At 41.4% G+C, this 14,417-nt stretch carries 12 protein-coding genes; 5 read left to right on the top strand and 7 right to left on the bottom strand.

What is annotated here, in order from left to right; genetic code table 11:
- Nucleotides 1-3 precede the first annotated feature (3 nt).
- The 6 genes from KF872_02855 to KF872_02880 form a co-directional block, all read right to left on the bottom strand.
- Complete coding sequence (locus tag KF872_02855) at nt 4-831, bottom strand: formylglycine-generating enzyme family protein (GenBank protein ID MBX2902470.1); 828 nt, start codon at nt 829-831, stop codon at nt 4-6.
- An 18-nt stretch (nt 832-849) separates the two neighbouring features.
- Nucleotides 850-1,896, bottom strand: a complete 1,047-nt coding sequence (nirK, locus tag KF872_02860; protein MBX2902471.1) for a nitrite reductase, copper-containing — start codon at nt 1,894-1,896, stop codon at nt 850-852.
- A gap of 29 nt (nt 1,897-1,925) precedes the next feature.
- Entirely contained in the window at nt 1,926-3,287 is a 1,362-nt protein-coding gene (locus tag KF872_02865; GenBank protein ID MBX2902472.1) for an alginate export family protein, read from the bottom strand.
- Between the two features lie 135 nt (nt 3,288-3,422).
- Nucleotides 3,423-5,543 carry a S8 family peptidase gene (locus KF872_02870; GenBank protein MBX2902473.1) on the bottom strand — a complete coding sequence of 707 codons (2,121 nt, stop codon included), beginning with the start codon at nt 5,541-5,543 and terminating at the stop codon, nt 3,423-3,425.
- A 24-nt stretch (nt 5,544-5,567) separates the two neighbouring features.
- Nucleotides 5,568-6,773, bottom strand: a complete 1,206-nt coding sequence (gene hflX, locus KF872_02875; protein ID MBX2902474.1) for a GTPase HflX — start codon at nt 6,771-6,773, stop codon at nt 5,568-5,570.
- An 82-nt stretch (nt 6,774-6,855) separates the two neighbouring features.
- Nucleotides 6,856-8,520: a hypothetical protein gene (locus KF872_02880; GenBank protein MBX2902475.1), complete on the bottom strand. Its 1,665-nt coding sequence runs from the start codon at nt 8,518-8,520 to the stop codon at nt 6,856-6,858.
- A gap of 102 nt (nt 8,521-8,622) precedes the next feature.
- On the opposite strand from KF872_02880, the gene dusB reads away from it, so the two are divergent.
- From dusB to KF872_02905, 5 genes are read left to right on the top strand one after another with little or no spacing between them, the layout of a single operon-like run.
- On the top strand, nt 8,623-9,663 hold the full coding sequence (gene dusB / locus KF872_02885) for a tRNA dihydrouridine synthase DusB (GenBank protein ID MBX2902476.1): 1,041 nt from the start codon (nt 8,623-8,625) through the stop codon (nt 9,661-9,663).
- Between the two features lie 9 nt (nt 9,664-9,672).
- Nucleotides 9,673-10,341 carry a heme exporter protein CcmB gene (locus KF872_02890; GenBank protein ID MBX2902477.1) on the top strand — a complete coding sequence of 223 codons (669 nt, stop codon included), beginning with the start codon at nt 9,673-9,675 and terminating at the stop codon, nt 10,339-10,341.
- Nucleotides 10,342-10,347: 6 nt separating this feature from the next.
- Nucleotides 10,348-11,412 carry a cytochrome c biogenesis protein CcsA gene (ccsA, locus tag KF872_02895; protein MBX2902478.1) on the top strand — a complete coding sequence of 355 codons (1,065 nt, stop codon included), beginning with the start codon at nt 10,348-10,350 and terminating at the stop codon, nt 11,410-11,412.
- A gap of 2 nt (nt 11,413-11,414) precedes the next feature.
- A complete protein-coding gene (locus KF872_02900) occupies nt 11,415-11,609 on the top strand; it encodes a CcmD family protein (protein MBX2902479.1) in 195 nt (64 codons plus the stop codon).
- A 4-nt stretch (nt 11,610-11,613) separates the two neighbouring features.
- A complete protein-coding gene (locus KF872_02905) occupies nt 11,614-12,726 on the top strand; it encodes a pyridoxal phosphate-dependent aminotransferase (protein ID MBX2902480.1) in 1,113 nt (370 codons plus the stop codon).
- Here the strand turns inward: KF872_02905 and KF872_02910 are convergent, their stop codons facing one another.
- On the bottom strand, nt 12,727-14,409 hold the full coding sequence (locus KF872_02910) for a 1-acyl-sn-glycerol-3-phosphate acyltransferase (GenBank protein ID MBX2902481.1): 1,683 nt from the start codon (nt 14,407-14,409) through the stop codon (nt 12,727-12,729).
- Between the last annotated feature and the right edge of the window lie 8 nt (nt 14,410-14,417).

The following is a 14,417-nucleotide window of genomic DNA, read 5'->3' on the forward strand; positions in this document are numbered from 1 at the left end:
TACCTAGTTTGAAATATTTTTGGCACATCTAAAACCTAAACTGCTGATGGTGTAATTGGCTTTGAGGTTACTGCGCAGGCTAAAGCGCATAAATGCTGCATAGTTCATTACATCGGTAGCGCTGGTGGCACTGCCGGCACACACTAAGTTTTTATTGCCGAAGTCTCCGGAGCGCGAATCGTTTGTAATAAGTACGGAGTTAAAATCATCTGTCCATTCCCAAACTAAATCAAATACATTGTAGATCCCCCAGTAGTTTGGAGGCGATTGTTTTATTGCGTTGTACTGACGATTTTTTATGAGGTATAAATTTACGATGGCATCGGAGTACGATTTTTTTTGCCGTGCATTTATTGATGTTTGGTCTGCCATAGCAATAAATTCCCATTCGTCTAAGGTGGGCAAGCGTTTGCCTACGGCAGTTGCGTATGCTTTAGCTGCAAACCACGATACGTATGTAACGGGTGCATCGGGTAAGGCATTTTTGGGAAGTAAGGTATCGGACTGCCAATCGCGCAGGTAGGCGGTATCGGCAAAGAGTTGTTTTGCTTGTGAGCGTTGCCATTGCGGATTTGCTTTTACAAAGAGTAAAAATTCTGCGTTGGTAACGGGTGTTTCATCTATTAAAAACGGTTCAACTTTTACTAAGCTGCTATCGGTACCATAGAATGGCTGATAGTTGCCGCCATCTACTTTCACCATTTTTGTATGGCTTGTAATAGGAGTTAGCGAAGTGCTTTTTTCAGCAGTAGAAGCTGCCTCCTGCTTTTGGCAGGAGGAGCTTACCAAACAAAAGAACAAAATATTTGTAATTAGATGAACCGTTTTCATGGATGTGTTATGCTTGGGTTACATGGCTCCTTTTTTGTAAACCTTAGGGTTTTCTGCTCCGGTTACTTTTAGTTTGCCAATGGCACCTTTGTTGAAAGCTCGTGAAATAGAGTGATCTACCAATACGTATTCGCCCGGCACTTCTACTTTAAATTCCACAATGGCGGATCCACCTGCAGGAATAACGGTAGTTTGGATATTGTGCGATACGGTGCTTCCTCCTTCTAGATATACATTGTCGAATATTTCACCAATTACATGGAAAGAAGAAATAAGGTTGGGACCTCCGTTTCCTATAAATAGGCGAACAGTTTCACCTACTTTAGCTTCCAACATATTTTTACCAAGCAATGAGCCTTTTTTACCGTTGAACAATACATAATCCGGAATTTCTGTATTGCCTTTGTCGTTATCGAATTCAAGCACACCATTGGCACGGGCTTTTGTATAAAATTCGCCTTGCATGATATAGTATTCTCTATCTACTTTTTTAAGTCCTCCGGCAGGTTCTACCAAAATAAGACCATACATACCATTGGCAATGTGCATAGGTACAGGAGGTGCTGCACAGTGGTACACATATAATCCCGGATTAAGGGCTTTAAAGGTAAAAACGGCTTCTTTGCCCGGCACTGCCGAAGTTGGCTCTGCTCCACCTCCGGGGCCGGTTACTGCGTGTAAATCAATATTGTGAGGCAAGATACTGTTGGCATCATTTTTTAAGTGAAGCTCTACTTCATCGCCTTCGCGCACACGGATAAAACTTCCGGGTACGGTGTGGTTAAATGTCCAAAAGGTATATTTTTTGCCATCGGCAATTTCACCTTCGGTTTCAGTTGTTTCCAAATTTACAATCCACTTTTTGGGGCCTCTGTTTCCAACCGGAGCAGGTACATTGGGCGCTCCTGTAACTTCAGCAACTTCCGGTGTTCCTTCTGCCACCATATCAATGGCTGCCGGACCCGCAGTGCCAGATTGGGCTGTATTGGAGTTTGAATTGCTTTGGCAAGAACTTAGGGCAATTGCTATGAGCAGCCCCGACATTAATAATACTTTGGTTTGCATAACATACTTTTTTTTGGTTACGAATTAAATTAGAATTTCATGTTTAAAAAGTTGGCATTTACATTTATGCTTAACCAAACCCAATGCTGCAAAGGGTTTGATGGTGTTACGTTTTTTAGAAAGTTGGTGGAAGGTGTAGCCACATACATGGAATAGCCTCCAATTAGTTTTACAAATTTGTGAATGTTGTAAGCGCAGTCTAAATCTATTTCTTGTCCTAAATTTGATGCTAATGTTTTGCCAGCATCTTCTAGTTTATTGGGCGATGTAAATTGGTGGAAGGCCAATGCCAGCGATACTTTTTTACTTGGATGGTAGTTTGTTTTAAAATAGGCATCTACTAAACCCGAATTTTTATGTGCATTGCCTGCATAGTAATAATCCATAGAGCCATAAAACTTGTGGTTGGTGCCAAAGAAAGGCACAAATGCTTTATTGATGCTTGAATTTCCGGTGCCAACATCGTTGCCGCTCACTAGGTCGCCACCAATTCCTATATTCCATTGTTTCCCTATTTTTCTGTTTAAGTTGATAGCTGCTAAGTATGCGCTGGTATTTTTTCCTTGCAGATTTTTGCCCATTTGGTAGTAGCCTGATGCTGTAAATTGCCAATGTGCTCCGGTGTAGAAATAGTTAAGCCCCAATACTTGTGTGAAGTATGTTTTTGCAGAGTCGGCTGCATCTTTTGCATCTTGAAAACCTAAGTTGGTAACCAATGCACTAATGGCATGTTGTGTATGAACATTGTATCTTCCCCACGCGGTTTGCATCCACTTGTAAGGAGCCGCATCTATTGGCGAAAACAGGTTGCCCGATACGTTACTGAGGTTGTTGCCATAAATGGCTTTGTAGTTTTGATTGTATGCGGCATACACGCGGAGTGCGCCTTGGGGTTTTTCAAACTGAAAAGACACTGCATCGTGTGCTCTTGCACCTTGCGCCCAGTCTAGTTCTCCAAAGAATCGTTCATCGTCTAGCGAGATTACTTGGCGACCAACAGTAAAGGATGCAGCAGAACCTGCATAGAGTTTAAACCATGCTTCAAATAATGCTAAACTATTTTTAGTTACAGTGCCTTGCGTTAGATTTTCTTGCCCCCAAATGGTTACGCTTTGCGGTGTAATTTGTAGCGATAGCAGTTGCTTATATTGGTAGTTAAATGATAGCCTGGTGCGCTGGCTTATGAGTGCTGCAATCTTTTGATTTGCAGGCATTGGTTGAAAATTGCCGTACCTTATCTCTGCGCGAGGTCTTACTTGTGCCGCAAAGGTAACTTGGTGCTGTTTTGTTGGCAAAGTTTGCACAGAATCGCTTTGTGCTGCGATATTTTGTTGGAGGCAAAATATCAAAAACAGCAGTACTGTACTTTTGATATTTAGATGCGTATTCATAAAGAAATACTATCAAGAATGTGTACTGCAAGAGTAGATGTTAATGAAATAAGGACAAATTTATCCTTGATTATTTTGCACTTATTAACAGTTGGGTTGTAAGCGTAAAGTATATTGAAATATTGTTTAATATATTTAGTGCAATACCATAAATTTTGAAAGCAAACCTGCGGAACTGCTTTTTAAAAAATACAGGCCATTGGCAAGTGTTTCTGTTGCAATGGGTATGGTGTTTAAGCCAGCGGCAACCGTTGTGTTGAGCTGAAGGATTTGCTTGCCGGCAACATCCACAATTGTCCATTGTTCTTGCTGTGGCTGTGTTGCCCAATAAGTAAGCTGTAGTAGTTGGTTAGTTGGATTGGGTGCCATGTTTACAATGTAAGCGTTGGGTGTATTTTCAACATGATTTACCACCACATTTTGCGAAACAATACAGCCACTTTCATTTTGTACATACACCACATAGTTTCCAACTTGCAAAATGGTGAAAATATTGAGCAGTTGCCAGGTGCTTCCATCTAGCGAATAGCGTAAGCTATCGCCACCTCCATTGGCAGTTACTACAATATTTCCGGTGCCATTAATAGGCGGCACAATTGAAACATTGCTGATAAAGAGCGTGTCGGGTTCTTGCATAATAACTACACTTTCGCTAGTGCAGTTATTGGCATCTGTAATAGAAATGCGGTAGAGTCCGGGTTTTAAATCTGTGCGGTATCGTGCAGTATCGCCATCGCTCCACTCTACCGAAAAACTGTTGCTGTTTTGTAAAGCAATACTAATCGCTCCATTGTTTTCACCTTTGCAACGAATGGGAATAATTTGTGTTGATGGTGCTGCATTACAATTGTTACAATCAAAATTATGAGTATTGAGTATTGCCTGATACAAGTTTAAACGTCCATCGGAAGTAGATTTATTGCGGAATGGAGCAGATTGTGTAACGGCATTAAGCATCCAATCTTTTATGTAAAGCGATAAAGAGTCGGGTGCTGCTAAATATTGGTTGATAAAAGCAGGGCAAGCCTCTGCATACATTGCAGCTATGGTTCCTGCAACATGCGGGCAGGCAAGCGATGTGCCCGATTGCGAACCATAGTTGTTTCCAACAAAAGTTGAAATAATACTGGTAGCCGGAGCTGCCACATCTATATTATTTAAACCATATCCTCCATAGCGATATTCGCTGGCAGAAAATCCATTTACACTAATAAGCCATTTGCTTGGGCAGGTGGTTGGAATATCGCCTTGGGCATCTACATCCAAAGCCTGATTGGTAGTTGCGGCTGCATTCAGTATTCCTAATTTGCCCATTGTATCGTATAAGGCGCACCAAATGGGAAAGTTGATAGGATTACCTTTATCTACTCCGAAAGAAGAATTTCCTGCTACCACAAAAGCACCTTTAATACCGTTTGTTTGATTCCAAAGTTTACGCATTTCAATTACATAATCGTAGCCTTTTATTACAACCGATTCTTGTGTAGAAGATGCGCCAACCGGTAGAATTTTTACACCGCTTACCACTCCCGATACTCCAATAGTGTTGTTGGTATAAGCGCCAATTACACCCGAAATTCCGGTAGAGTGATTGCTGCCTCCGCTGCCAACCACATCGCCTGTATTGTTGTATGCATTCCAGCCGTTGTAATCGTCTATAAATCCATTACCATCATCGTCTATTCCATTGTTGGGAATTTCGTTTCTGTTTACAAAAAAGTTAAGGTCTTGTTGAGTAAGATCAAAGTATTCATCAAATACGGCTACTACTAAAGTATCGCCTGTTTTAGTAAGTGGCGAAGTGTTTATTTCCCATGCTTTGGTTGCATTTATGTCGGTACCGGGTTTGCCATTTAGCTGCCCTGTGTTGAGCATATTCCATTGCTGGGTAAAATATGGATCGTTGGGAATAAAACTTCTGCGGGTTACATCGTGGTTGTATTGTGCGGCTATTACTTGCTTGCTCTGTGCTATGGCTGCTAATTCTTCTGTACTAAAATGTCCGATTTTTTTTTCGAGAAGAAAAATTTTCATGCTGCCAGAGAGTGTTTCTTTCAATACAATGTCTGAAGTGTTTTGCAAGAAGTCTTCAATAGTAGTATTGGGTTTTAATTGAAGAATACATTGGTTGGTAATGGCGTATTCGTTGTTTTGTGCGGTGGTGGAAAGCGTGAAGGATGCAAAGAGCAATACAAGATAGATTGCCTTGCTGCCCAACTGCTTAAGTAAATAGCGTGTTGCTAGAATGCTTGCCATTGCTCAATATTTAATAGTTTAGTACTAAAAGTATTCGGTCCAGTAGCCGGCTTTGTACGGATAGCGTTCCAAATACAGTTCTTTTACTTTTCTGAAAATTTTTTCGCGCAGTTCGGCTGTGTTGCGGTTAGAGGTGGCGCTCACAAAGATGGCATTGTCGTTTGTTTTTGCCATCCAGCTTTGCTCTAATTCTTGCAACAAACTTTTCTTTATGTCTTGCGGTAAAAATTCATCGAACTGTTTTTGTTCGTATAAATCCATTTTATTGAAGACAATAATGGTGGGTTTATCGTTGGCTTTCAATTCTTCTAAAATACCGTTTACCACATTTATTTGGTCTTGAAAAGCTTGGTGCGAAATATCTACCACATGCAGTAGAATATCGGCTTCGAGGGTTTCGTCTAAAGTGCTTTTAAAACTTTCTACCAAGTGGTGCGGTAGTTTTCTAATAAAACCAACGGTGTCGCTCAGCAAAAAAGGTACGGTGTTAAAAACTACTTTTCTAACGGTGGTATCTAAGGTTGCAAAGAGTTTGTTTTCGGCAAATACTTGCTCTTTTGCAAGTAAATTCATTAGGGTGCTTTTGCCCACATTGGTGTAGCCCACCAGTGCCACGCGAATCATTTCGCTGCGGTGTTTTCTGCGGGTTTCATTTTGTTTGTCTATTTCTTTGAGTTGCTTTTTTAAGAGTGCAATTCTAGTTTGTGCAATCCTGCGGTCGGTTTCAATTTCTTTTTCTCCGGCACCTTTCATGCCAATACCGCCTTTTACGCGGTCGAGGTGCGACCATAATCCTTTTAAGCGAGGTAGCATGTATTGCAGTTGTGCTAATTCTACTTGTGTTTTGGCTTGCAGGGTTCTGGCACGTTGGGCAAAAATATCGAGTATAAGCATGCTTCGGTCAAGCACTTTGCATTTGGTGGCTTTTTCGATATTGCGCAATTGTGAAGGCGAAACTTCATCGTCTATAAGTATTAAATCAATACCGTTTTCTTTTGCATAATTGGCTACTTCTTCCATTTTGCCTTTACCGAGGTAAGTTGCCACATCGGGGTGTGGTAGTTTTTGCCAAAAGCGCTTAACCGTAATGGCTCCTGCTGTTTCTGCCAAGAACTCCAATTCATCTAAATATTCTTTAGTAGTTTCTTCGTCTTGTTCTTTACTTACCAGGCCTATGAGTACAGCTTTTTCCTGCTCTTTAATGGTATTATCTATCTGAAATGTTCCCATGCGTTACAAAGGCGAATGTACGAAAGTTCGGTGGTTGGGCACAGTAGTGTTTTGTGGAGTAAAACTTACGGTGGTGCTTGTTTTAAAAAGTAGAAGTAATAGCCACCTTCACACCACTAAAAGCAGGTTCAAAACGGCACACACCACCGGTGCAAACAATACCTTCTACTTGTTTTACATAGTTGATACTAAAGCGGTGGGCATGATGTGTGAATGCTAAGAATGCAGAGTAGTAATGGTTGCCTTTGCGGGCAGAAGGAACAGGGTTTTCAGGGTTGGGTTTAAAGTTCCACATATCGCTTACTGCTACGCTCCAGCGCGGTGCCACATTAAATTCGAGCAAACCGTAAATCCATTGCCCAAAATCTTTTGCCACGTGTTGGTATTGCACTTCCATACGCACACTCATTTTTTTGTTGAAACGGTAGCTTACTTCTGCAAATGGCGAGTAGGCATCTACGGTTACGTTTCCTTCGTTTAAATATAGCAGGCGATTGTAGCGTACGTATTGAAAGCCAACCTCAACTTCCAGCGTTCTCATGGGTTTAAAAATGCCGCTCACAAAGCCTTCTGCAAAGTAGTTGCGCACGGGAGTGAGCATGGTATCGGTATCCTTTAGCTTTGCTTCTACCACAGGAGTTCCTTTTATGAAATCGCGGATATAGGAGCCATTAAAGTTGAACGACATTTTTTTGTTGGGAGAATATGTTATATCTGCTCCAAATGCCAATTCTTGTTGGTCTTGCGAGGGTGCAAAATAGCGTGCGGGCAAGCGCATAGAGTGCTGTTTGCTCACCGGAGGAAGAAAGTTCATTAAGCCTTGGAAAATACCTTGTGCATTATAGTCGTTTGGCGAGATGCGCATCGAGAAATATTCGGTACGCTTAAAGGCAAAAGTAATGCCCAATCCTTTTTGCGAATAATTAAGCGTGGTGTAAATTATATTACCGGGTTTATTGTATAGAATATCGTTGTATCCGCGCACGGCTTCGCGGGTTTTAAAAGCACCTTCTATATACCACGAAAAATTTCCTGCAGTAAGTGTGTTGTAAAAAGTAAGTGCATATACATTAAACTTAGGTACAAAGCGCTGCGCAGAGTCTAAGGTTTCGATTCTGCTTACTAGTAAATCCATACTTTCTCTATCCATAGATCGATTTAAAAAGCCAACTCCGGGTTGCAGTCGTACTTTATCTTTTATACTTACGTTGCCTTCGGCATTAAATCCTGTAAGGAGTTGCTTGTAAATGGTGAAGCGGTTTTTTTGTACTCCGGTAAATGCTTTCACCTTTAGATAATCCTTAAAATCGTATTGTACTCTTGCGCCAAGCAAAGCATTATCAATGCCGAGCGGTCGCTCTTCCCAACTTCTATAAATAATTCCTGAAGCAATTTGGTCGTAAAAGTAGCCACCTGTAATGGTTACGTCTTTTACTTTCTTTTTAATATATACTATGCCTAATCCACCATTGGTTTGCGGATTGGTGGGTACCCACAAAATGGTGTTGTACAAAAAATCGAGCCGAGCGCCTACTTCAAGGCCGTATTTTTCGTTGTTGTAGCTAAGGTTGAGCCATGCATCGGTTCCTACTTTAAAGTTGTCGTAATGCGGCAGGTTGGCAGCACCAATAGCGCTATCGCGAATAAAGAAATTGGTATTGGATTGGAATGAGCCGGAAAAGAAGCCTTGTGCTTGCACAGCCGTTCCAAATACACAGCTCAAAATAATTAGTAGAAGTACAATCATTGCGGCAAAAGTAAAAGTTTCGGGAAGAAGCAAGGAGGCATAAAGCACACTTTCCTATTCTTGGTGTGGGTATTTGAGTAAGGCTTTTATCTTTGCAGGTGCATGATAACTATCGGCAAGCTAAATTTACCGGAAAATCCTTTACTGCTGGCGCCAATGGAAGATGTAAGCGATCCGCCATTCAGGCATTTGTGTAAGCAACACGGAGCGGATATGCTGTACACGGAGTTTATTTCTGCCGATGGCTTGGTACGCGATGCCGAAAAAAGCTTAAAGAAGTTAGATATTTTTGAGGATGAACGCCCTGTGGGTATTCAAATTTTTGGCGGTGAAGAAGATGCAATGGCACGCAGTGCCGAAATTGTGGAGCAATCGAAGCCTGAAGTGTTGGATATAAATTACGGATGCCCGGTTAAGAATGTGGTTTGTAAGAATGCAGGTTCCGGCATTTTACGCGATATTGATAAAATGATAAAACTTACGGAGCGGATTGTGAAATCTACTGCGCTGCCTGTTACCGTAAAAACGCGTTTGGGTTGGAACGAGAGTAGCATTCGCATTGTGGAAGTTGCCGAAAGGCTGCAAGATGTGGGTGTTCAAGCACTTTCTATCCATTGCCGTACGCGCCACCAAATGTACACCGGAAGAGCAGATTGGAGTTGGATAACTAAGGTGAAAGAAAATCCGCGTATTCATATTCCTATTTTTGGAAACGGTGATGTAGATACTCCGGAGCGCGCATTAGAAATGCTGCGCACTTATGGAGCCGATGGCGTAATGATTGGGCGAGCTGCCATTGGTTATCCGTGGATTTTTAGAGAAATAAAACATTTTTTCAAAACAGGAACCCATTTGGCGCCTCCTACTTTGGAGGAGCGGCTAAATGCTGCATTAACCCATTTGCACCGCTCGGTACAATGGAAAGGTGAAAAGTTGGGTATATTGGAAATGAGACGACATTATGGTTCTTATTTTAAAGGTTTCGAGAATATAAAATTGTTTAGAAGCCGCTTGGTTACTTCCGGTGCCGTACAAGAGATTGAAGCAATAATGGAAGAACTGAAAGCATACTACACACAACATCCGAATATGATGAAAACTATTAAAACACCCATAGAGGCAAATTATGCCGGAGTTGATTAAAGCAGCAACGTGAACCCAACATTGTTTTCATTATTGCATATAGAGTTGCTAAAGGAAATTCGCAACAAATACATGATAGCCGGTTTATTGGTATATGAACTATCGTGTGTGCTGTTGGTAAAGTTTTTAATTCAGTTTTCGGAAGTTTCTAAAACGCAAGAAACAGCGCTTATGGCATTGTTTTGGCTAACGGTGCTGTTTAGTGTAGTGAATGCCGTAGTAAGTTCCTTTCAGAAAGAACCGGAAGGCCGCATGTTTTACTACCGTTGGGCAATAGCACCGGAGCAGTTTATAGTTTCAAAACTCGTTTTCAATTTTTTGTTCGCTGTATTGCTTTCGCTGCTTGGGTTTGTTACCTTTTATGCAATGGTGGGTTTCGAGCTTCAAAATTTTGAACTCTTTTTGGCAACCATTGCACTTAGTTGTGGAGGCTATTCTATTATTTTTACTACGGTAGGCGCAGTGGCTATGGGAACTAAAAATGCCGCCACACTCACGGCAATACTTGGTTTGCCACTTATTATTCCTATGTTGGCTTTTATTGCCAAATTATCGTTGGCAAGTTTTGAGCCTGCACTTTCCGGTGAGGCAATAAAGAATCTTTTGTTATTGTTGGTGTTGGATTGTTTAATAGGGGCTTTCACTTATGTGTTGTTCCCGTATATTTGGCGCGATTGAAATAGCATGATTAACTTTTTAAAACAAATGTGGTGGAAGTGGCTTTGCAGCATTCTACTCGTTTATATTCTTCTATCGGGAATGCTTATTCCGCTGGGTCCCGGCATTACTTCCATAGCACCTTTTGTGTTTAAAGCCGATACGCTTTATACGTTTGATGTAGTGGGTTACAATACTCATTTTTCAAAAGAAAATAATACGCAGGTGTGGTTTAAGGCTGCGCAAGAATACTACTGTGTAAGGCAGGTAGAAGTGGTGAACGCTACCCATTTACGTGTTCAGTTTGGTATGAGCAAAGCACTGAGCGATTCTTTGAGCGATAATAATTATGATATTGTGGTAAACAACGACCAAGATGGCACTATATCGCTGCGTGAAGGGCTTACGCTTATACAGCGCAGTGTGGCAACTGCCGATACTACTTTGCCACAAACATTAGATTGTGTGGTGGAGGTTAGTAATAATAAAGGTGCTGCATTTGTGTTTCCGTTTCGCGAGATATTATACGAGAGTATCCGCAATACATTTTACCATGTGCCCATGTGGTTTTCTATGCTGGTGTTGATTTTGCTTTCAACCTTTTTTAGCATACGCTATCTGCAAACAGGAAATTTGCAAAACGATGCGTTGGCAGCAGCATTTGGCAATGTGGCATTGGTATTTGGTTTGTTGGGAATTTTTACCGGAATGGTTTGGGCCACGTACACTTGGGGCGAGCCTTGGCCAAATGATCCCAAGTTGAATGGTGCAGCAATTGGTATTATGATTTATTTGGCATATACTATTCTGCGCGGCTCGGTAAACGATGAAATTAAGCGCGCCCGCTTAGCGGCAGTTTACAGCATTTTTGCTTCGGTAATTTTTATCCTCTTTATTTTTATTGTGCCGCGCCTGCCCGAAACCGATTCGCTGCATCCGGGCAACGGTGGCAATCCGGCATTTAGCAAGTATGATTTAGACAGCCATTTGCGCATGGTTTTTTATCCGGCAGTAATTGCATGGATTCTATTGGGGATTTGGGTTTCCGGCATTGTGGCAAGAATATATTTATTGAAAAAGCAAAACGATTAAATATGAAAAACACAGCTTTGTTTACGGCTCTTGTGTTTACAGCACTTTCAACCTTTGCTCAGGGAGGTAATGAAAGTTTTATGCGCAGCAATCAAAAAATGTATGTGGCAGTAGCCGTGCTGCTGCTAATTCTGCTAGGCTTATTGGCATTTCTTTTTTCGCTTGAAAAGCGCATAAAAGCGTTAGAAAAAAGATAGCACTATGCAATATGTAAGAATGCCCATAGAGGTTGAATCGCCTGAAGAAATGGGCTATGGCAACATTAAAATTAACCTTACCGAAAGTTCTTACAGCGATCAACTGATAAACCTTGAACTTCTGGAGTTGAAAGAAGTGCTGCTTTGCTACGGCAATCATCGCGGGCATAGTTTGCTGCGGGAACTCATTGCGGCCGAAGGAAAAAATATACATGCAGATAATGTATTGCTTACCGTGGGTGCTTCTGCGGCATTGTTTATGGTGGCAACTACTTTGCTCGATGCAGGCAGCGAAATAATTGTGGTTCGCCCCAATTATGCCACCAATATCGAAACACCCAAGGCAATAGGCGCTGCTATACATTACATAGATTTAAAGTTTGAAGAAGGCTTTAAGATAAACATCAGCGAAGTGGAAAAGGTAATTTCACCTACCACCAAATATATTTCGGTTACGCATCCGCACAACCCAACAGGTGTGTGCCTTACAGCCGATGAGTTGAGGCAATTGGCAATGTTGGCAGAAAAAAGCAACTGCTATTTATTGGTAGATGAAACTTACCGCGATTTGGTGCATGGCGAATTATTGCCGCTTGCTACCGATTTTTCCGAGAAAGTAATTTCAGTTTCATCGTGTTCTAAGAGTTTTGGGTTGCCGGGAATTAGATTGGGTTGGATTGTGGCAAGAGATAAGGCATTGTTAGAAAAACTGCTAGCTGCTAAGGAGCAAATACACATTACAGGTTCTGTGTTGGATGAAGAAGTGGCTTATAGGTTTTTACTGAAGAAAGAAGAGGTATTTGGCAGTATAAAGCGAGATATAGCAGCCAAGTTCGAAATACTCTGCAATTGGTACGCCAGCCAGCAAGAGTTTGAATGGGTGCAGCCCGCAGGTGGTGTAGTTTGCTTTCCAAGAATAAGGCATCACGAGCGTGTGGATATAGATAAATTCTACCACATTTTGAATAAAGAATACGGCACATTTGTGGGGCCGGGGCATTGGTTTGAAATGCCAAAACACTACATGCGCATTGGCTATGCTTGGCTCACCCCAGCCGAACTTAAAGAAGGGTTACACGCATTAACTGCCAGTGTGCAAAAAGCACGGAAGGTATAATTATATCCATTGGTGCAGGTTGTAGCCATCCAACCTGTTGTGGTAGTAGTACAATAGTTTTAAATCTTCGCTGCCAAAGGTGCTTCCAGTTCGTTTTATTGGATTAGAAACATGGTATAAATTCACGTTGCGCATGCCGTGTTCTAGAATTTTATCTACGTTCCAGCGTATTTCAGGCGAAATTTGTATTTCGCCTGCGGTAGCCATATTCTTAAGTTGTTCTTTTAAATTGCTGAGGGCTTCTAAGAACGTGCCTTCAGGAATAGCAATTTCATCTTCGGGAGTGCGCAGCAGGGTAAACAAATCTACATCCTTGTATTGCTTTTTTATGAGTTCGAAGAGGGTGAAGCAAACCAAATGACTGGTGAGTACGGTATTGGCGCGCCAGTATTGTTCTACGATTTTTTCGCCTAAAATTTTGGTATATTCTTCATCACGTTGTGCATCTTCGGTCATTTCGCCATTGGTAATAAAATAGCGTTTAATATCTATTGGTTTACCGAGGTGGTTAAAGCTGTTGCCCTCGCTATCTACTTCGTTTCCAAATACATCTAATACTTTACCGAAAGAGATGGTAAGCGAGGAACTTGCCGAAAGAAATTTTAATATAAAACGCACCATTTTAAAGGAAGTGGAGTACTCATCGTTTTCTCGTAAAAAGCGATGCTGCCCCATTTCTTTCAGGTAATCGTTGATAAGGCTGGATGCTTCTAAAACAAAATGGTAGTTGATTACCATAGGTACCACAAATATTTTGGGTGCTACATCTTGGTGAAAATTTTTGAAATGATTTTTTTGGCATTCTACGGCTGTGCCAAGTAAACCGAGTTTTAATCTTTTTTCGAGCATTCCGGAGCGTGAGCGTGTGCCTCCCGGAAAGAAAATGCTGTGTGCGCCTCGCTGTAATGCAACGGTGGAGTATGTTTTAAGCGTTTCGAGGTAGAAAGTATTTTTTTTCCTTCTATCTACTTTGTATGCGCCTAGCCTTTCCATAAAGTATGCCAGCAGTTTTATGCTAAATAGGTTTAAGCCCGCACCGTATGTAAAAGCCGGCAAGCCCAATTCATTTAGCACCCAACCAATCATAATAGAATCCATATTGCTAAAGTGTGTGGGCACTACTACAATGGTTCCTTTTTGCGATAGTTTTCGTATGAGTTCTACATCGCCTGTAATTGGTATTTTTTCGTGAATGGTTCTGGCACCTTGCCTAATAGATTTAAACCACTTGCCGGGTGCGGCATTAAGTACTCTGCTAAAAAACTGCGGTAATACTGTTCGCGCAAATTGAAAGGAGTTTACTTCAAAATTTCCGGTAATTTCTTCTATATATCGGTCTAGAATTTCTTCGGTAAGTTGGTGGGGTGTAATAGCTGAATCTTGTTCAGAAAGTTTCATGAACTTACTTTTTACACTTGCCCAAAATGCTCTTTCATCGGGCGGGTCTGCTTTCCACGGTTTTTCGGTGAGGCGAACTCTTTCTTGGTATAGTACTTTGGTTAATTCTTCTTTAAGTAAATCGTTGCTGTGGAAGCGTTCGTAGAGCTTTTGAAGTGTGGTGTTTTTCACTTCGTTCATAAAGCTGTCTCGGTCTTCACTTAGTTTGTAAATAGGCCATTCTCTTATGTTTTCTAGTACATAAGGCAGTGGAAATTTACTGGAAATATTTTGCTGCTGTTCCATTTTGTATT

The organism is Chitinophagales bacterium (genome assembly GCA_019638515.1).
Taxonomy (GTDB): Bacteria; Bacteroidota; Bacteroidia; order Chitinophagales; family LD1; genus UBA7692.